The organism is Cupriavidus necator N-1 (assembly GCF_000219215.1).
Lineage (GTDB): Bacteria > Pseudomonadota > Gammaproteobacteria > Burkholderiales > Burkholderiaceae > Cupriavidus > Cupriavidus necator.
Genome location: NC_015726.1, coordinates 775,785 through 793,973, shown reverse-complemented (window position 1 = coordinate 793,973; position 18,189 = coordinate 775,785). Strand labels below are relative to the sequence as shown.

The 18,189-nt window shown below is 67.8% G+C and carries 17 protein-coding genes and 1 tRNA gene; 6 read left to right on the top strand and 12 right to left on the bottom strand.

Annotation, left to right across the window (positions count from 1 at the left end; translation table 11 throughout):
- Nucleotides 1-57: 57 nt before the first annotated feature.
- From CNE_RS03780 to CNE_RS03765, 4 genes are all read right to left on the bottom strand, one after another.
- Nucleotides 58-147 (bottom strand) — tRNA-Ser (locus CNE_RS03780).
- Nucleotides 148-237: 90 nt separating this feature from the next.
- Nucleotides 238-1,542, bottom strand: a complete 1,305-nt coding sequence (serS, locus tag CNE_RS03775; RefSeq protein ID WP_013955819.1) for a serine--tRNA ligase — start codon at nucleotides 1,540-1,542, stop codon at nucleotides 238-240.
- A gap of 124 nt (nucleotides 1,543-1,666) precedes the next feature.
- A complete protein-coding gene (locus CNE_RS03770; RefSeq protein ID WP_049800597.1) occupies nucleotides 1,667-3,034 on the bottom strand; it encodes a replication-associated recombination protein A in 1,368 nt (455 codons plus the stop codon).
- 69 nt (nucleotides 3,035-3,103) lie between these two features.
- Complete coding sequence (locus CNE_RS03765) at nucleotides 3,104-4,237, bottom strand: ABC transporter ATP-binding protein (protein ID WP_013955817.1); 1,134 nt, start codon at nucleotides 4,235-4,237, stop codon at nucleotides 3,104-3,106.
- A 122-nt stretch (nucleotides 4,238-4,359) separates the two neighbouring features.
- Between CNE_RS03765 and CNE_RS03760 the strand changes: the two genes are divergently transcribed.
- Together CNE_RS03760 and CNE_RS03755 are read left to right on the top strand one after the other, a co-directional pair.
- Nucleotides 4,360-6,003: an ABC transporter permease gene (locus CNE_RS03760; protein ID WP_013955816.1), complete on the top strand. Its 1,644-nt coding sequence runs from the start codon at nucleotides 4,360-4,362 to the stop codon at nucleotides 6,001-6,003.
- Between the two features lie 114 nt (nucleotides 6,004-6,117).
- Nucleotides 6,118-6,789 (top strand): hypothetical protein, encoded by a 672-nt coding sequence (locus CNE_RS03755; RefSeq protein WP_013955815.1) that lies wholly within the window; start codon nucleotides 6,118-6,120, stop codon nucleotides 6,787-6,789.
- A 33-nt stretch (nucleotides 6,790-6,822) separates the two neighbouring features.
- Here CNE_RS03755 and CNE_RS03750 read toward each other — a convergent pair whose 3' ends face one another.
- A complete protein-coding gene (locus CNE_RS03750; protein WP_013955814.1) occupies nucleotides 6,823-7,860 on the bottom strand; it encodes a Fe(3+) ABC transporter substrate-binding protein in 1,038 nt (345 codons plus the stop codon).
- Between the two features lie 172 nt (nucleotides 7,861-8,032).
- On the bottom strand, nucleotides 8,033-8,371 hold the full coding sequence (locus CNE_RS03745) for a hypothetical protein (RefSeq protein WP_013955813.1): 339 nt from the start codon (nucleotides 8,369-8,371) through the stop codon (nucleotides 8,033-8,035).
- A 256-nt stretch (nucleotides 8,372-8,627) separates the two neighbouring features.
- Here CNE_RS03745 and CNE_RS03740 point away from each other — a divergent pair, with 256 nt between their 5' ends.
- Complete coding sequence (locus CNE_RS03740; protein WP_013955812.1) at nucleotides 8,628-9,728, top strand: NAD(P)-dependent alcohol dehydrogenase; 1,101 nt, start codon at nucleotides 8,628-8,630, stop codon at nucleotides 9,726-9,728.
- A 16-nt stretch (nucleotides 9,729-9,744) separates the two neighbouring features.
- On the opposite strand, the gene CNE_RS03735 is transcribed toward CNE_RS03740, so the two are convergent.
- The 3 genes from CNE_RS03735 to CNE_RS03725 all read right to left on the bottom strand — a co-directional run bounded on the left by CNE_RS03735 (nucleotide 9,745) and on the right by CNE_RS03725 (nucleotide 13,310).
- On the bottom strand, nucleotides 9,745-10,182 hold the full coding sequence (locus CNE_RS03735) for a hypothetical protein (RefSeq protein WP_013955811.1): 438 nt from the start codon (nucleotides 10,180-10,182) through the stop codon (nucleotides 9,745-9,747).
- An 8-nt stretch (nucleotides 10,183-10,190) separates the two neighbouring features.
- Nucleotides 10,191-10,826 (bottom strand): outer membrane lipoprotein chaperone LolA, encoded by a 636-nt coding sequence (gene lolA, locus CNE_RS03730; protein WP_013955810.1) that lies wholly within the window; start codon nucleotides 10,824-10,826, stop codon nucleotides 10,191-10,193.
- A gap of 147 nt (nucleotides 10,827-10,973) precedes the next feature.
- On the bottom strand, nucleotides 10,974-13,310 hold the full coding sequence (locus tag CNE_RS03725) for a DNA translocase FtsK (RefSeq protein ID WP_013955809.1): 2,337 nt from the start codon (nucleotides 13,308-13,310) through the stop codon (nucleotides 10,974-10,976).
- A gap of 234 nt (nucleotides 13,311-13,544) precedes the next feature.
- On the opposite strand from CNE_RS03725, the gene trxB reads away from it, so the two are divergent.
- From trxB to CNE_RS03710, 3 genes are all read left to right on the top strand, one after another.
- Nucleotides 13,545-14,510 (top strand): thioredoxin-disulfide reductase, encoded by a 966-nt coding sequence (trxB, locus tag CNE_RS03720; protein WP_010813000.1) that lies wholly within the window; start codon nucleotides 13,545-13,547, stop codon nucleotides 14,508-14,510.
- Between the two features lie 123 nt (nucleotides 14,511-14,633).
- A complete protein-coding gene (locus CNE_RS03715) occupies nucleotides 14,634-15,308 on the top strand; it encodes a Smr/MutS family protein (protein ID WP_013955808.1) in 675 nt (224 codons plus the stop codon).
- Between the two features lie 13 nt (nucleotides 15,309-15,321).
- Nucleotides 15,322-15,963 (top strand): trimeric intracellular cation channel family protein, encoded by a 642-nt coding sequence (locus CNE_RS03710; RefSeq protein WP_013955807.1) that lies wholly within the window; start codon nucleotides 15,322-15,324, stop codon nucleotides 15,961-15,963.
- A gap of 64 nt (nucleotides 15,964-16,027) precedes the next feature.
- Here CNE_RS03710 and glnK read toward each other — a convergent pair whose 3' ends face one another.
- The 3 genes from glnK to CNE_RS03695 form a co-directional block, all read right to left on the bottom strand.
- Nucleotides 16,028-16,366: a P-II family nitrogen regulator gene (gene glnK, locus CNE_RS03705; RefSeq protein WP_006162803.1), complete on the bottom strand. Its 339-nt coding sequence runs from the start codon at nucleotides 16,364-16,366 to the stop codon at nucleotides 16,028-16,030.
- A gap of 250 nt (nucleotides 16,367-16,616) precedes the next feature.
- Nucleotides 16,617-17,576, bottom strand: a complete 960-nt coding sequence (locus tag CNE_RS03700; protein WP_013955806.1) for a GlxA family transcriptional regulator — start codon at nucleotides 17,574-17,576, stop codon at nucleotides 16,617-16,619.
- A 92-nt stretch (nucleotides 17,577-17,668) separates the two neighbouring features.
- Entirely contained in the window at nucleotides 17,669-18,082 is a 414-nt protein-coding gene (locus tag CNE_RS03695; protein WP_013955805.1) for a hypothetical protein, read from the bottom strand.
- Nucleotides 18,083-18,189: the final 107 nt, after the last annotated feature.

The window sequence follows — 18,189 nt, the reverse complement described above, 5'->3', positions numbered from 1 at the left end:
GAGTTTTACTACACTGTTTTTGCCTGTCCGGTGGTCGAGCCGGGCAGCTTCTTGTTTTGGCGGAGAGGGTGGGATTCGAACCCACGGTACCGTCGCCGGTACGCCTGATTTCGAGTCAGGTACATTCGACCACTCTGCCACCTCTCCGGTAACTTGTTGCCGTGTGGCAAAACCAAGATTATAGCCATGTCCAGCCAGCCGATGCAAGAGGCTGGCTGCGGATTTTTTCAGTTCGCTTTACAGCTCCGACTCCAGGCGGGTGATGCCGCCCATGTACGGCTGCAGCGCGGTCGGCACCGTGACCGAGCCGTCTGCGTTCTGATAGTTCTCAAGGATCGCCACCAGCGTGCGGCCCACGGCCAGGCCTGAGCCGTTGAGGGTGTGCACCAGCTCCGGCTTGCCCTGCCCCGTGCGCATGCGCGCCTGCATGCGGCGCGCCTGGAAGTCGCCCATGTTCGAGCACGAGCTGATCTCGCGGTAGGTGTTCTGCGCGGGGATCCACACCTCCAGGTCGTAGGTCTTGGTGCTGCCAAAGCCCATGTCGCCGGTGCACAGCACGATGGTGCGGAACGGCAGATCCAGCTTCTTCAGGATCGCCTCGGCGTGGCCGGTCAGTTGCTCCAGCGCATCGAACGACTGCCCGGCCGGCACCACCTGCACCAACTCGACCTTGTCGAACTGGTGCTGGCGGATCATGCCGCGCGTGTCCTTGCCGTACGAGCCGGCTTCCGAGCGGAAGCACGGCGTATGCGCGACAAAGCGCAGCGGCAGCTTCTCGCCCGCGACGATGGCATCGCGCACGATATTGGTCAGCGGCACCTCGGCGGTCGGGATCAGATAGAAGTTCTCGATGCGCTCGCCTTCCTCGCTGCCGACCTTGCGCGGCACCTTGAACAGGTCTTCCTCGAACTTGGGCAACTGGCCGGTGCCGCGCATCGAGGCGGCGTTGACCATGTACGGCACGTACATCTCGGTGTAGCCGTGTTCCTGCGTATGGGTGTCGAGCATCAGCTGCACCAGCGCGCGGTTCATGCGCGCCAGGCCGCCGCGCAGCATCGAGAAGCGCGAACCGGTGACCTTGACCGCGGTGTCGAAGTCCAGGCCCAGCTTCTCGCCCACGTCGACGTGGTCGCGCACGGCGAAATCGAACTGGCGCGGCTCGCCCACGCGGCGCACTTCGACGTTCTGGGTTTCGTCATTGCCCACCGGCACGCTTTCATGCGGCAGGTTGGGGATAGCCAGCATCAGTTCAGCCAGGTGCGCCTGGATCTCGTCCAGCCGCGCGGCCGAGGCCTTGAGCGTGTCGCCGATGCCGCCCACTTCTGCCATCACGGCCGAGGCGTCCTCGCCCTTGCCCTTGAGCATGCCGATCTGCTTGGACAGGCTGTTGCGGCGGGCCTGCAGTTCCTCGGTCTGGGTCTGCAGTTGCTTGCGTTCGGCCTCAAGTGCCTGGAACGCCGCAATGTCGAGTTGGTAGCCGCGCGTGGCAAGGCGTTGCGCCACGGCGTCGATGTCTTTGCGGAACAGCTGGATGTCGAGCATGTTGCTTTGGTGAAGTGCAGGGCCAGCGACATGCCGGCGGACCCGCCATTTTACTGCACCGGCCCAGTCCGGCGCGAACCGGGCGAGGCCAGGCCGCCGCCGTGTTGCCGGCTCACGCCACCGCTCACTCCCCGCCCTTGCCGCCGTCCTTTGACTTGGCCACGCGCTGCTCGCGATGCCAGGCGGCATCCAGCTCGCGCAGGTGGCGCAGCTTCTCGGCGATCTTGCCCTCCAGCCCGCGCGGCACCGGCTGGTACCAGCCCTGGGCCTTCAGGTCGTCCGGGAAGTAGTGCTCGCCGGCGGCGTAGGCCTCGGGCTCGTCGTGCGCGTAGCGGTAGGCGTGGCCGTGGCCAAGCTCCTTCATCAACTTGGTCGGCGCGTTGCGCAGGTGCACCGGCACCGCGCGCGACTTGTCCTTGCCGACGAAGGCTCGCGCCGCGTTGTAGGCGTTGTAGCCGGCGTTGGACTTGGGCGCCACGGCCAGGTAGATCAGGGCCTGGCCCAGCGCCAGTTCGCCCTCGGGCGAGCCCAGGCGCTCATAGGTCTCGGCCGCGTCCAGCGTGATGCGGGCGGCACGGGGATCGGCCAGGCCGATATCCTCCCACGCCATGCGTACGATGCGCCGCGCCAGGTAGCGCGGGTCGGCGCCGCCGTCGATCATGCGGCAGAACCAGTACAGCGCGGCGTCCGGGTCCGATCCGCGCACGGACTTGTGCAGCGCGCTGATCTGGTCGTAGAAGGCGTCGCCGCCCTTGTCGAAGCGGCGCAGGTTTTCCGACAGCGCGCTGCCAAGCAGCGCGGTATCGATCTGCGCGGCGCCGGCGGTGCGCGCGGCGCGCGCCACGATCTCGATATTGTTCAGCAGCTTGCGCCCGTCGCCATCGGCCGAGGCCACGATCAGCTGCAGCGCTTCGTCCTGCCAGCTCAGGTCGCCCCCCTGTCCGCCGAGTTCTTCGCTGGCGCGCAGCGCCAGCTGCGTCAGCTCGGCATCGTCCAGGCTCTTGAGCACATAGACCGCCGCGCGCGACAGCAAGGCGCCGTTGACTTCGAACGAGGGATTCTCGGTGGTGGCGCCGATAAAGGTGAAGAGCCCGCTTTCCACATGCGGCAGGAAGGCATCCTGCTGGCTCTTGTTGAAGCGGTGGACTTCGTCGACGAACACCAGCGTGCGCCGCCCGTGCGCGCGGAACTGCTCGGCGCGCTCGACCGCCTCGCGGATGTCCTTGACGCCCGACAGCACCGCCGACAGCGCGATGAACTCGGCGTCGAAGGCGCTGGCCATCAGCCGCGCCAGCGTGGTCTTGCCCACGCCCGGCGGGCCCCACAGGATCATCGAATGCGGCTCGCCGGACTCGAACGCCACGCGCAGCGGCTTGCCCGCACCGAGCAGGTGCTGTTGCCCGATCACCTCGTCGATGGTGCGCGGGCGCAGGCGCTCGGCCAGCGGTTGCCGGGAACGGTCGGGAGTATCGGAAAACAGCGTGTCCGCCACGGTATTCAAGCCTTGTGAATGCAGAACGCCACAGTGTAGACCATCGGCGCCCTGCCCTTGCGTGGCAGGCTACGCGGCAAATGCCACCACGTCCTCGATCTCGACACGGATGCCGATACGCTCGCCCACGGCATGGTTGTGGTGGGACGGCACCAGCGCCAGCACGCGGCTGCCGCTGGCCAGGCGCAGCGTGTACAGGATCTCGGCGCCGCGGAAGGCCTTGTGGACCACTTCGGCGCGCATCGGGCTGGCGTCGTCGTGGATGATGTCGTCGGGGCGCACCAGCACGTCGACGGCGGCGCCCGCGGGCAGCGCCAGCGGCGCCGCGGGGCGCAGCAGGCCCAGTTCCAGTTCAATCTCCGCAGTCCCGCGCAGCCGCCCCGCCATCAGCACGCCCTGCCCGATAAAGCCCGCGACAAAGCGCGATGTCGGCCGGTGGTAGAGGTCGTGCGCGCTGCCCCACTGCTCGATCACCCCGTCGTGCATGACGCCGATCTCGTCGGCCATGGCAAAGGCCTCGTGCTGGTCGTGCGTGACCAGGATCGCGGTGGTGCCCTGCGCCTTCAGGATCGCGCGCACCTCCAGGCTCAGGCGTTCGCGCAGGTCGACGTCGAGGTTGGAGAACGGCTCGTCGAGCAGCAGCAGTTCCGGGCGCGGTGCCAGCGCGCGCGCCAGCGCCACGCGCTGCTGCTGGCCGCCGGACAGCTCATGCGGATACTTGCGGCCCGCACCGGCCAGCCCGACCAGCTGCAGCACCTCGTCCACGCGCGCCGCGCGCCCGGCGCGGCTGGCCCGCACCAGGCCGAAACCCACGTTGGCCGCCACGTCCAGGTGCGGGAACAGCGCATAGTCCTGGAACACCATGCCGATGCGGCGCTGCTCCGGCGCCAGCATCGCCCCGGAAGACGACACGACCTGCCCGTCCAGCACGATGCGGCCGTCCTGCAGCGGCTCGAAACCGGCGATGGCGCGCAGCACCGTGGTCTTGCCGCAGCCGCTGGGCCCCAGCAGGCAGGCGATATTGCCGCGCGCCACCGAGAACGACAGTCCCTTGACCACCGCATGGCGGCCGAAGGCGTGACGGATATGGTCCACCTCGATGACAGCGGCGCCGGCGCCAGTGACGTCAGCAACGCCTGCGCGGGTCGCCGGCCGGCTGCGGGCCTGGGCGCCGGGTAAGCGTGAATAGGAATCGGTTCGCATGTGCGCATTATAAAGACGCAGCCGGGGGCCGGGACCGACTTTCGGGGCGAAAGGGTGCCCCACATTGCTAGAATGCGGCAGCCCGCACGCTGCGCGCGGCACTTCCGCCCACTTTCCGACGCATGCTCCTGTCCAGCCGCCGCCGCTTCCATCCCCTTACCCTGGCCACCCTGGTGATGGCGCTGCTGATCGCCGTGCCGGTGCTGGTGATCGCCTCGGCCGTGCTGCTGCCCGCCGGCGACACCTGGCGCCACCTGATCGACACGGTGCTGGCGGAATACGTGCTCAATACCGTCTGGCTGCTGTGCGGCGTCGCCGTGGGGGTATTGCTACTGGGGGTGACCACCGCCTGGCTGGTATCGACCTACCGTTTCCCGGGGCACACCGTGATGGAATGGGCGCTGGTCTTGCCGATGGCGATGCCCGCCTACGTCATCGCCTATGCCTACACCGATGCGCTGCAGTTTGCCGGGCCGGTACAGGGCTGGCTGCGCGAGCTGACCGGCTGGAAGGCGCGCGAGTACTGGTTCCCCGATATCCGCTCGCTGGGCGGCGCCATCGCGCTGTTCTCGCTGGTGCTGTACCCCTACGTCTACCTGACCGCGCGCGCCGCCTTCCTGCAGCAGACCCAGAACACGCTGGAGGCCGCGCGCCTGCTCGGCCACGGCACCTGGAGCCGGCTCTGGCGCGTGGTGCTGCCGCTGGCGCGCCCCGGCATCGTTGCCGGCACCGCGCTGGCGATGATGGAAACGCTGGCCGACTTCGGCACCGTCGCCTACTTTGCCATCCCGACTTTCTCCACCGGCATCTTCCGCGCCTGGTTTTCGCTTGGCGACAAGAACGCCGCGGCGCAGCTGTCGGCATGCATGCTGCTGTTCGTCGCCGCGATCCTGCTGATGGAGCGCGCCAGCCGCGGCCGCGCGCAGGTCTACGGCAACCAGCGCCGCGCCGTGGCCTGGACGCTGGACGGCGCGCGCGGCTGGCTGGCGCTGGCCGTATGCATGGTGCCGGTGCTGCTGGGCTTCCTGATTCCCGCGCTGATGTTGTGCCGCATGGCCTTCTCCGACGGCGATGCGCAGTTCGGCCCGCGCTTTGTCGGGCTGGTGCGCAACAGCTTCCTGCTGGCCAGCGCCACCGCGCTGGCCGCGGTGGCGGTCGCGCTGGCGGTGGGCTACGCCGCGCGCGCGGTCAACGGCAAGCGCAGCTGGCTGATGCGCGGCCTGACGCGGCTGTGCGGCATGGGTTATGCGCTGCCGGGTTCGGTCATTGCCGTGGGCGTGCTGGTGCCGGTGGCGCGGCTCGACAACGCGCTGTCGGCCTGGCTGCAGCAACAGTTCGGGCTCTCAGTGGGGCTGCTGCTGACCGGCGGCATCGCCGCGCTGGTCTATGCGTTGCTGGTGCGCTTCCTGGGCGTGGCGCTGCAAACCGTCAATGCCGGGCTGGGCAAGATCACGCCCAGCATGGACGCCGCCGCGCGCAGCCTGGGCCACGGCCCCGGCGCCACGCTGCGGCGCGTGCATTTCCCGATGCTGCGCGGCAGCCTGCTGACGGCGGCACTGATCGTCTTTGTCGACGTGATGAAGGAGCTGCCGGCCACCTTCGTGATGCGCCCGTTCAATTTCGACACGCTGGCCGTGCAGGCCTACAACCTCGCTGCCGACGAGCGCCTGGCCGAGGCCGCCACCGCCTCGCTGGTGATCGTGGCCGTGGGCCTGCTGCCGGTGATCGTGCTGTCGCGCACGATCCGGCGCGAAGCGCAGCACTGAACTTACGCCCCTTGCCGTTCCTGCGCTAAAGTCGCACCGCTGCGCGCCGATAGCCTTTTATGGCCCGGCGTTCGCCCGGGAGCGAACAGCGGCATGCCTGCCGCGCAAGAACCTATGCTGCGATATCACATCCTGCTGTTCAAGTTGAACCGGCTCAGCCGCAACAAGCTGAGCGGCGTGGAAGAAGTCTCGCTGGCCGGCCAGCTGGCGGAGATGGTCGATTCGGCCGACACGGCCGCGCGCGTCATCGCTGACCTGTTCGATCACGCCAACCCGCAGGTGCGCCGCATCGCGCTCAACGCGATCCGCCGCGCGCGGCAGTTCTCGTCGCCCGAGCTGCAGCCCGCGCTGGTGCGCCGCATGGCCGATGCCGAAGCGGTGCTGCGCCATGACGCCGTCTGGATCGTGCAGGAAACCCGGATGGATGGCGCCGAACTGCGCGCCGCGCTGCGGCGCCTTGCCGGCAAAGTGCAGCTGCCGTGGGATGCCGAGCGCGCCCGCGCCAATCCAGGCGACACCGCGCTGGCGGCGCAGGTGCGCGCACGCATGGCATTGGACAAGCTGCTGGAAAAGAGTGCGGCCGAACGCAACCAGGCACTGGCCGCGATGGCGCTGGGCGGGACCTCGGACCAGCCCTATGCCGAAGGCACGGTCGGCCACAAGGGCCTGCTGCACCGGGCACTGGTGCGGCAACAGGCGGGGCGGCGGCTCAACAGCAGCGTGAAGCTGACGTTCCGCAAGCTGGAGCCGACGCAGGTGACGGGGAACAAGCGGTTCCTGCTGTAGCAGGAACCGCCCTGCTGCAAAGGCCGTGGCGGCTTACTTGAAGCCGGCGCGGTCCACCAGCTTCTGTGCCTGCGGCTGGTACTTGCCCAGTTCGGCCACGTTGATGGTGTCGGACTTGAACGTGCCCAGCGCTTCCAGCGCCGGATTGCTGACCTTCACGCCCTGCACCACCGGCCATTCGTTATTGCCGTCGGCAAAGTAGCGCTGGGCCTCGTCGCTGGCCAGGTACTCCAGGAACTTGACCGCCGCTTCCTTGTTGGGCGCATGCTTGAGCATGCCGCCGCCCGAGACATTCATGTGCACGCCCTGGCTCGACTGGTTCGGCCACAGCACGCCCAGCTTGTCGGCCACGGCCTTGTCTTCCGGCTTGGTCGACTTCAGCAGGCGCGCGATGTAGTAGGTGTTGGCAATGGCCACGTCGCATTCGCCGGCGGCAACCGCCTTGAGCTGGTCGGTGTCGCCGCCCTTGGGCACGCGCGCCAGGTTGGCGGCCACGCCGCGCGCCCATTGCTCGGTGCGTGCCTCGCCATCGTGGGCGATCAGGCTGGAAACCAGCGACAGGTTGTAGACATGGCCGCTGGAACGCGTGCAGACCTTGCCTTTCCACTTGGGATCGGCCAGGTCTTCATAGCTGGCGATATCGCCGGCCTTGACCGCGGTCTTGTTGTAGGCGATCACGCGGCCGCGCGCCGAGAAGCCGAACCATTCGCCATTGGCGTCCCGGTAGTTGGCCGGGATGCGCGATTCCAGCACCTTCGACTTTACCGGCGCAAACACGCCAGCCTGCTGGGCGCGCCACAGGCGGCCGATATCCACCGTGATGAACACGTCCGCCGGGCTGTTGGCGCCTTCATTGCGGATGCGCTCCAGCAGCGGGTCTTCCTGGCCTTCGATGCGGTTGATCTTGATGCCGGTCTGCTTGGTGAAGTTGGTGTACAGCGCTTCGTCCGTCTGGTAGTGCCGCGCGGTGTAGAGGTTGAGCACCTTTTCCTGCGCCGCCGCGGCGAGCGGCAGGATCAGCAGGGCCAGCGCCGCAGCGCGCGGCAGCAAGGTTCGGATAGTGGTCTTCACGCGGATGGCTCCCCAGCATGGTTTGGGCAGCCGCCGGGCACCCCGGGGCCGCCCGGTTATTGGATTCCGGTCAGCGGGAAACAATATTGATTCTTGTTCAGACCGTCAAATTACAATTCCGTCATGTTGGCGGCAGTTGACAGATCAATGCCAGCAGGATGCGCGCCCGGCCTCAGCCGCGGCGCACCCAGACTACCTTGCCGGCCTTGACGCCCAGGGTGCGGCGCTGCGGGTTGTAGTCCATGGTGCCGGGGAACTGCTGGCCGTCGCGCTCGCCCAGGCGCCACGCGCAGCCCTGCAGCAGGCCGATGACCTCGGCCTCGGTCTTGCCGACCAGGGCATCGTCGGCCAGCTTGTCGGCGGCACAACCCTCGGGCGTGCCACGCGCGCCTTGCGGGCCGGTCGGCGCGGGCGCCGGCGGCTGCGCCGCGCAAGCTGCCAGCAGGACCCCGCCCGCCGCCAGCGTGGCGGCCTGGCGCGTCCAGCAGAGGATAGTTCGCATCGCAATCATGTTGTTCTCCTGATGGGTATGGCGAGTATGAGGACGCTGGGACCCGCGGCATACCGCAGCGTTCAGCTTCCTTGCACACCGATATGAAACTTTTGCCGGATTGCCATGTATTGTGCACATTTTCCGTGTGGCCTCGGCTTGATCTGGATAAACCGGGCTATAACCCATGCGTGCTATCAGTGAGTAAGCGGACCGGCAACATCCCGCCCCACTCCACCCACCGCGCATCCCCTTGCGCCTTCCCTGGGAGCAACGCGTGACCGCAATGATGAAAGCCGCCGTTTTTGTCGAGCCTGGCCGGATCGAACTGGCAGACAAGCCCATCCCGGATATCGGCCCCAACGATGCCCTGGTGCGTATCACCACCACCACCATCTGCGGCACCGACGTGCACATCCTCAAGGGTGAGTACCCGGTGGCGAAGGGCCTGACCGTGGGCCATGAACCCGTCGGCATCATCGAAAAGCTCGGCAGCGCGGTTACGGGATACCGCGAAGGCCAGCGCGTGATCGCCGGCGCAATCTGCCCCAACTTCAACTCCTACGCGGCGCAGGACGGCGTGGCCTCGCAGGATGGCAGCTACCTGATGGCCAGCGGGCAGTGCGGCTGCCACGGCTACAAGGCGACCGCCGGCTGGCGCTTCGGCAACATGATCGACGGTACCCAGGCGGAATATGTGCTGGTGCCCGACGCCCAGGCCAACCTGGCGCAGATCCCCGATGGCCTCACCGACGAGCAGGTGCTGATGTGCCCCGACATCATGTCCACCGGCTTCAAGGGCGCGGAAAACGCCAATATCCGCATCGGCGACACCGTGGCCGTGTTCGCGCAGGGCCCGATCGGGCTATGCGCGACCGCCGGCGCGCGGCTGTGCGGCGCCACCACCATCATCGCCATCGACGGCAACGACCACCGGCTGGAGATCGCGCGCAAGATGGGCGCGGACGTGGTCCTGAACTTCCGCAACTGCGACGTGGTGGACGAGGTCATGAAGCTGACCGGCGGGCGCGGCGTGGATGCCTCGATCGAGGCGCTGGGTACGCAGGCAACCTTCGAGCAGTCGCTGCGCGTGCTCAAGCCCGGCGGCACGCTGTCCAGCCTGGGGGTCTACTCAAGCGACCTGACCATTCCGCTGTCGGCCTTCGCTGCAGGGCTGGGCGACCACAAGATCAACACCGCGCTGTGCCCCGGCGGCAAGGAGCGCATGCGGCGGCTGATCAATGTGATCGAGTCGGGCCGCGTCGACCTGGGCGCGCTGGTGACGCACCAGTACAAGCTGGACGACATCGTCGCGGCCTACGACCTGTTCGCCAACCAGCGCGACGGCGTGCTGAAGATCGCCATCAAGCCGCACTGACGGCGGCGCCCCAGGTTCAGCCCTTGGCCCGGGCGGCCAGCGCCTGCATGGCGTCGGCCGGCAACGGGCCGTGGCAGGTGCGCTCGCCGCCGGACTCGCTGACCACCAGCCATACCTCGCCGGGCTTGTCCTTCGGGTGCAACAGCCAGGCCGGGCCGCGCGCGCTGCTGCTCGGCGGCAGGTCTTCCAGTACGCCGGTGCTGGCCGATTGCAGCATCACCGCGCAGTCGGTGGCAGGCACGCGCGTGGCCTTGAGGAAGGCCCCATTGCCCAGTACTTCGGGCAACGCCGAGTCCGATGCGCGCAGGAAGGAATCGACATCGAACTTGCTGGCGCCGCCGCCGCTGCTGGCGCATGCCGCCAACAGCAGCGCGCCGGCACTGGCCAGCAGCACGGCGCGCTGGCGGCGCCGGGAACGGATGGTGACTGCGGGACCTTCCTGCGGATCGTTCATGGCGGGCCTCACTGCTTCATCACATCGGCGCCCTTGGGCACCGTGAACCGGAATGCATCAGCCGCCAGCGGCGGGTTCTTCTGCATGCCCGTGAAGGTCAGCAGGGTGGTGTTGCCGAACGCGTCGCGCAGCTCCATGGCCTCAAGATTGCCGGCCTTGAAGCCGATGCCGATGCGCTCGAACTGCGTGTCCTTGGCCTTGGGCGTCAGCTCCAGCCACTCTACGCCATCGCGCGTCGGGCCGTTCTTGACCACGAAGTTCTTTTCCAGGTCATTGCTGCCGAACAGGATCGCCGCCGGGCTGGAGCCGAGCGCGCCGTCGAGCTTGCGCTCGGTGACCTGGTTCAGGTCCTTGTCGTAGATATACAGGGTCTGGCCGTCGGCCTGCAGCAGCTGGTCGTAAGGCTTGGTATAGCGCCAGGTGAACTTGCCCGGGCGCGAGAACACAAAGGTGCCGCTGGAGGTGCCGGTCACCTTGCCGTTGGCGCCCTGCCCCTTGACCTGGCGCTGCGTGAACTCGCCGCGCGCGCTCTTCACGCCGGTGACAAAACTCTGCAACTGGTCGGTGGCGGCGGCATGGGCCGGCGCCTGGAGGGCAAACATCGCCAGCGCGGCGCAAGCCGACACGAGGATGCGGTTTCGCATGGTTCGGGTCCTGGTAGTTGTAGGTGCGTTGCCTGCGCCGCGTCGGGCACGGGCAACCTCTCCTTTTAGAGCCGCCGGCGGCCCGGGGATTCCGCGCACCGCACGTCGGCGGGTAACCGGATATTACGAGGGCTGCGCGAGCGGCGCTCAGTCATCTTCGCGGGCAGCACCCGCGCCCTGCACCAGGATGTCGCGGTTGCCGTTGCCCGACATGGCCGAGACCATGCCGGCCTTTTCCATGTCTTCGAGAAGCCGCGCGGCGCGGTTGTAGCCGATGCGCAGGTGGCGCTGCACCAGCGAGATCGACGCGCGCCGGTTCTTCAGCACCACCTCGACTGCCTGGTCGTACAGCGGATCGGCCTCGCCGCCGCCACCGCCAATGCCGGCACCGCCGCCAAACCCGTCGCCGCCGCCGGCGTCATCGGTCAGGCCGCCTTCGAGGATGCCCTCGATGTAGTTGGCCTCGCCGGATTCCTTGAGCTTTTCCACCACGCGGTGGACTTCCTCATCCGAGACAAAGGCGCCGTGCACGCGCACCGGCAAGCCGGTGCCCGGCGCCAGGTAGAGCATGTCGCCCATGCCCAGCAGGGCTTCGGCACCCTGCTGGTCGAGGATGGTGCGCGAGTCGATCTTGCTGCTGACCTGGAACGCGATCCGGGTCGGCACGTTGGCCTTGATCAGGCCGGTGATCACGTCCACCGACGGGCGCTGCGTGGCCAGCACCAGGTGCAGGCCGGCCGCGCGCGCCTTCTGCGCGATGCGGGCGATCAGCTCTTCCACCTTCTTGCCGACCACCATCATCAGGTCGGCCAGCTCGTCGATGACGATGACGATGGTGGGCAGCCGGTCCAGCGGCTCCGGGGCGTCCGGGGTCAGGCTGAACGGGTTGGGGATCTTCTCTTCGCGGGCCGCGGCCTCGTCGATCTTCTTGTTGTAGCCGGCCAGGTTGCGCACGCCCAGCTTGCTCATCAGCTTGTAGCGGCGCTCCATCTCGCCGACGGCCCAGTTCAGGGCATTGCCGGCCTGGCGCATGTCGGTCACCACCGGGCACAGCAGGTGCGGGATGCCCTCGTAGACGCTCATTTCAAGCATCTTCGGGTCGATCAGGATCAGGCGTACGCTTTCCGCCTTGGCCTTGTACAGCAGCGACAGGATCATCGCGTTGATGCCGACCGACTTGCCCGAGCCGGTGGTGCCGGCCACCATGCAGTGCGGCATGCGGGCCAGGTCGGCCACCATCGGCTTGCCGGCGATGTCCTTGCCCAACGCCATGGTCAGGCTGGACGCGCTCTCGTTGTAGACCTGCGAACCAAGGATTTCCGACAGGCGCACGGTCTGGCGCTTCGGGTTGGGCAGCTCCAGCCCCATGTAGTTCTTGCCCGGGATGGTCTCAACCACGCGGATCGACACCAGCGACAGCGAGCGCGCCAGGTCGCGCGCCAGGTTCACCACCTGGCTGCCCTTGACGCCGGTGGCGGGCTCGATCTCATACCGTGTGATGACCGGGCCCGGGTAGGCCGCCACCACCTTGACCTCGACGCCGAAGTCCTTGAGCTTCTTCTCGATCAGGCGCGAGGTGAATTCCAGGGTCTCGGCGCTGACGGTTTCCTGGTGCGGCGGGATCGGGTCCAGCAGCGACAGCGGCGGCAGGTCAGAGTCCTGAATATCGGCGAACAGCGGCTGCTGCTTCTCGCGCTCGACTCGCTCATGCTTGGGCACCGCCTGCGGGCGCACGATCTGCACCGGCGCTGCTTCTTCGATGCGCACGCGTTGCACCTCGACGGTTTCCTTGCGCTCGGTCTTGGCGGCCTCGCCGATAATGCGGTCCTGCTTGCTCTCGCGGCGGGCCTTGAAGCCCAGGAACAGGGTCTCGACAAAGCCGCCGACGTGCTCGGCCACGGTCAGCCAGGAGAAATGGAAGAACAGTGACAGCCCGATCGCCAGCAGCAGCAACAGCAGCAGGGTCGCGCCGGTGAAACCCAGCGCCACCTGCAGCCAGCCGCCCAGCAGGTCGCCCAGCACCCCGCCCGGCGCGCGCGGCAGCGCGGCGCGCAGCGGGTACATGCGGATCGCCTCCAGGCCCATGCTGGAGAACAGGGTCAGCCCGAAGCCGATCCAGCTGACGGTCACGCCCTGACGGTGCAGGCCGTGGTCCGCTCGCTCGGGCAGCTCGGCGGTCAGCGTGCGCCAGCCGCGCCAGCAGCGGCGCACCAGCAGCACCGCCAGCCAGTAGGCGGAAAAGCCGAAGATAAAAAACAGCACGTCGGCCACCCAGGCGCCGACGCGGCCGCCCAGGTTGTGGATATCGGCAACCTGGTTGGCATGTGACCAGCCGGGATCGGTCTTGCTGTAGCTGGCCAGCACGCACAGGAAGCCCAGCGTGACGGCCAGCAGCAGGAACCAGCGGACCTCGCCCAGCAGTTTGCCGATGCGGGATGGCAAGGCTGAGGGATCGGTGCGGGTGGTCGTGGTAGCTCGGGCCATGCCTGGTTAAGACTCGCGTGTAAGGTGATTCCGGATGCGTTTCGGGCCGATGCCGGCATCGGTCAGTGGTCACTCACCGGGTGACTGACGGTCATCGTGGCGGCCATTTTAACGTGGCCCGAGACTATCGCACTCATTGGAATTTGCAACAGTGAGCAAATGCGGCTCCTCTTATAATGTCGCTTTCGAGCAATGCCGGTGGGCAGCATGCCGCACCGGCCACAGGAACGCATCATGGCAAAACACGCAAAAGTGCTGATTCTCGGTTCTGGTCCCGCCGGCTACACCGCCGCGGTCTACGCGGCCCGCGCTAACCTGGAGCCGGTGCTGATCACCGGCCTGGCACAGGGCGGCCAGCTGATGACCACCACGGACGTCGAGAACTGGCCGGGCGATGCCAAGGGCGTCCAGGGTCCTGAACTGATGCAGCGCCTGCTGGCGCACGCCGAGGAATTCAAGACCGAAATCATCTTCGATCACATCCACACCGCCAAGCTGGTGGACGACAACGGCCAGCCGGCCCGCCCCTTCCGCCTGATCGGCGACGCCGGTGAATATACGTGCGACGCGCTGATCATCGCCACCGGCGCCTCGGCGCAGTACCTGGGCCTGCCGTCCGAAGAGTCCTTTATGGGCCGCGGCGTGTCGGCCTGCGCCACCTGCGACGGCTTCTTCTACAAGAACCAGGAAGTGGCCGTGGTCGGCGGCGGCAACACCGCCGTGGAAGAGGCGCTGTACCTGTCGCATATCGCCAGCAAGGTCACCGTGATCCACCGCCGCGACAGCTTCCGCGCCGAGCCGATCCTGGTCGACCGCCTGCTGCAGCGTGAAAAGGAAGGCCGCGTGGTGATCCGCTACGACAGCGTGCTGGACGAGGTGCTGGGCGATGAATCGGGCGTGACCGGCATCCGCGTCCGCGGCACCAAGACCGGCCAGGCCGAGGACCTGAAGCTGGCCGGCGTGTTCATCGCCATCGGCCACAAGCCCAACACCGACCTGTTCGAAGGCCAGCTGGCCATGGAGAACGGCTACCTGGTGACCAAATCAGGCCTGCAGGGCGACGCCACCGCCACCAGCGTGCCGGGCGTGTTTGCCGCCGGCGACGTGCAGGACCATGTCTACCGCCAGGCCATCACCAGCGCCGGCACGGGCTGCATGGCCGCGCTGGACGCCCAGCGCTTTGTCGAAGCTCTGAAGTAAGCACAGCTCCCTCCGCCGGCCGGGCCGTCACGGCCCGCCGGCGCGTCCCCCTCGGCACCTCGTGCCGCCCTCCTGCTGCCCCGCCAGTCGATATAATCGGCGCCGAGCCCCCGGAGATTCTCAATGACGCACGGCGCCCGCAAACCCGACCGACCGCCCCAACGATTCGGCCTGAACGACCTTGCCAGGCTGCGCGACACCCTCAAGGCCGATACCGAGCGCCGAGAAACCGAGCGCGTGGCCGCCGAGCAGGCCGCCCAGCGCGCCCGCGAGGAGGCCGACGTCTTCCGCACCAGCGTGGGCCAGGTCAGCCAGCTGCGCGACCGCAACCGCGCCCCCGTGCCCGCCAGCAAGCCCGCCCCGGTGCCGGTGCAGTCGCGCCGCAACGACGAAGCGGTGCTGGCGGCCTCGCTGTCCGATGATTTCGACGTGGAAAGCCTGCTGGAAACCGACGAGACCCTGTCGTTCCGTCGGCCCGGCATCGGCATGGACGTGATCCGCAAGCTGCGCCGCGGCGAATGGGTGCCGCAGGACAAGGTCGACCTGCACGGCCTGCGCAGCGACGAGGCGCGCGAGGCGCTGGCCGAGTTCCTGCGCCGCTCGGTGCGCAACGGCGTGCGCTGCGTGCGCGTGATCCACGGCAAGGGCCTGGGCTCGCCCGACAAGCAGCCGGTGCTCAAGGGCAAGGTGCGCAGCTGGCTGGTGCAGAAGGAAGAAGTGCTCGCCTTCGTGCAGGCGCGCGAGGCCGAAGGCGGCGCCGGCGCACTGATGGTGCTGCTGCGCCAGCCGCGCACCTGACGCCTCGCCACGGATGCACGTTCCGCTTGATTTGCTGATGGGGCGGCTGCCCCTGATCCTCCACATCATGGAGGTGATCGGCGTGCTCGCCTTTGCGGTTTCGGGCGTGGTTGACGCGCGCAAGCAGCGCCTGGACGTGGTCGGCACCTTCGTGGTGGCGTTTGCCACCGCCTTTGGCGGCGGCACCGTGCGCGACGTGCTGCTGGACCGGCGCCCGTTCTACTGGGTCGACCACGAAGGCTACGTGCTGCTGATCTTCGTGATGTCGTTCGGCGCCTCGTTCGTGCTGCGCGTGGTCAGCCGCGTGGCCTCGGACCGGGCCATGATCGTGGCCGACGCGATCGGGCTGGGGCTGTTCTCGGTGACCGGCGCCTCGCTGGCGCTGGTGGCGCAGATGACGCCCACCGTGGCGGTGATGATGGGCATCATCTCGGCCGTGTTCGGCGGCGTGGTGCGCGACGTGCTGTGCAATGAGGTGCCGATGATCCTGCGCGACCGCTCGCCCTACGCCACCTGCTCCTTTATCGGCTGCTGGATCTATGTCGGCATGAGCTGGCTGGCGGTGCAGCAGGAAGCGGCGCTGCTGACCGGGGCAGTGGCGATCATCGCCATGCGGCTGGTGTCGGTGCGCTACGGGTGGAAGCTGCCCAGCTGAACGCCACCCCGCCAACAAAAACGCCGCCTCGCAAGGCGGCGTCTTTCTGTCCTGGCCCCGTGGCTCAGACCGCGGCTTCGTCCTGCTCGCCGGTGCGGATGCGGATCACGCGCTCGATCTCGGTGACGAAGATCTTGCCGTCGCCGATCTTGCCGGTGTGGGCGGCCTTGACGATGGCGTCCAGCACGGTGTCCAGCTGGTTCTCGGCCACCACCACTTCGATCTTGATCTTGGGCAGGAAGTCGACCACATACTCGGCGCCACGGTAGAGCTCGGTATGCCCTTTCTGGCGGCCAAATCCCTTCACTTCGGTCACCGTCAGCCCGGTCACGCCGACGTCGGCCAGGGCTTCACGCACCTCGTCGAGCTTGAACGGTTTGATGATGGCGGTAATCTGCTTCATGACTGGCCCCTGTTTATCGTTTGTTCACACGCCTGGCGGCGCATCGCCGCGGTCGCGGCGCTCTCCGGCTGGCATTTTACCAGTCATTGGCGCCACGTATTCCCCGCTATCCCTCGCCCGGCGCGGCCAGAACGTTCGCCAGCGCGCACCGCGTGGCGGCCCGCCGGCGCCCAAGGCTGTGGACAACCCTGTGGATACCAGACCGGAAAACCTGTGCAAAGCCTGTGCAAGCCCTGTGCACAGCACTTGCTCAGGTCTCGCCGCGAAAGCGGCGCCGGTAGTCCGACGGTGCCACCCCGACCCGGCGCAAAAAGGCGCGGCGCAGGTTGTTCGGATCGCTGAAGCCGGCCAGCGCCGCCACGCGCTTGAGCGGATGGCGCGAGCCCTCCAGCAGCCGACGCGCGGCATCGATGCGCGCGGCCTCGACAAAATCCGCCGGCGTCACCTGGCATTCCTGCTTGAAGATGCGGGCAAAGTTGCGCGCGCTCATGCCGGCATGCACCGCCAGCGCCTCCACCGACAGGTTGCCCGCCAGGTTCTCGACCACCCAGCCCTGCACCTCACGGATCGCGTTGCGCTCGGCGGTCTGCGCCGCCAGGTGGGCACTGAACTGCGACTGCCCGCCCGGACGCTTGAGGAACATCACCAGCTCGCGCGCCACGCGCAGCGCCACGGCGCGGCCGAAATCCTCCTCGACCAGAGCCAGCGCCAGGTCCAGGCCCGCGGTCACGCCGGCCGAGGTGTACAGGTTGCCGTCCTTGACATAGATCCGGTCCGGTTCGACCTGGACGCCCGGAAACAAGCGCGCCAGGCGGTCGGTGGTGTTCCAGTGCGTGGTGACGCTGCGCCCGTCAAGCAGGCCCGCATGCGCCAGCACCATCGCGCCGGAGCAGACCGACCCCATCCGCCGCACGGTCCGGGCCTGCCGTGCCAGCCAGGCGCTGACGGTCTCGTCCTGCTGCTGCTGCCGCAACCCCGGGCCGCCTGCGACCAGCAGCGTGTCGATATCGTCACTGCAAGTATCGAGCGTCGCGTCCGGCTCGACGCGCATGCCGTTGGAGGCAGTCAGCAGGCCCGGGACCGGCGCGATGATCTCGAACTGGTAGGCGTCAGGCTGCCCGGCCTGGCGGGCACCTTCGTGGAACACGTCAATGGGGCCGGCGAGGTCCAGCATCTGGAAGCCGGGGAAGGCAACGACGGCAATCTTCATGGCAGCAAGGCAGGGGACCGGGGCGGTGGCCGGCGGTTGGCTGGCGCGTGGCTGATATTGGCAGTCTAGGCAGATTCCGCCAGCGCGGAGGGTCAGCGGTAACGCACGATGGTGATCTCGACGATGCGCTGCGACTCCGCCAGCGCGGTGTGACTGCCGGCGCGCTGCAGCGCGACCACTCGGCTGCGCTGGTCGCCGAGCAGCGCAGCGTCGCCGCCCGCTTCGCGCACGCGGCTGGCCACCCGCTTCAGCAGGAAGCGTTCGCCGATCCAGCCTTCCGGCGTTTCCACGCTGGTGTAGGCCAGCACCTCGTAGGGCCGCGGCGGTTCGCCGCGCATCCAGATATCAACCCCGTCGACATGCTCGCGTGCGCCGCCCTGCCCGTGCCGCAGCACGGGTTCGCCTTCGTGGCGCCGGATCGGCGCCTGGATGCAGGCCGCGAGGCCCAGGCAGCACGCCAGCAGCAATCCAGCCATGCTGGCTCTTTTCATGTTTCGTCTAGTCATTCCTGTCTTTCCTCTCACTCCGGATCAGAACCGGGGCGCAGTCTAGGCAGGAATTCCGGCGCTGCGCGGGCGCTGGCAGACATCGCGATTGGTTTGGCTGGATTTGA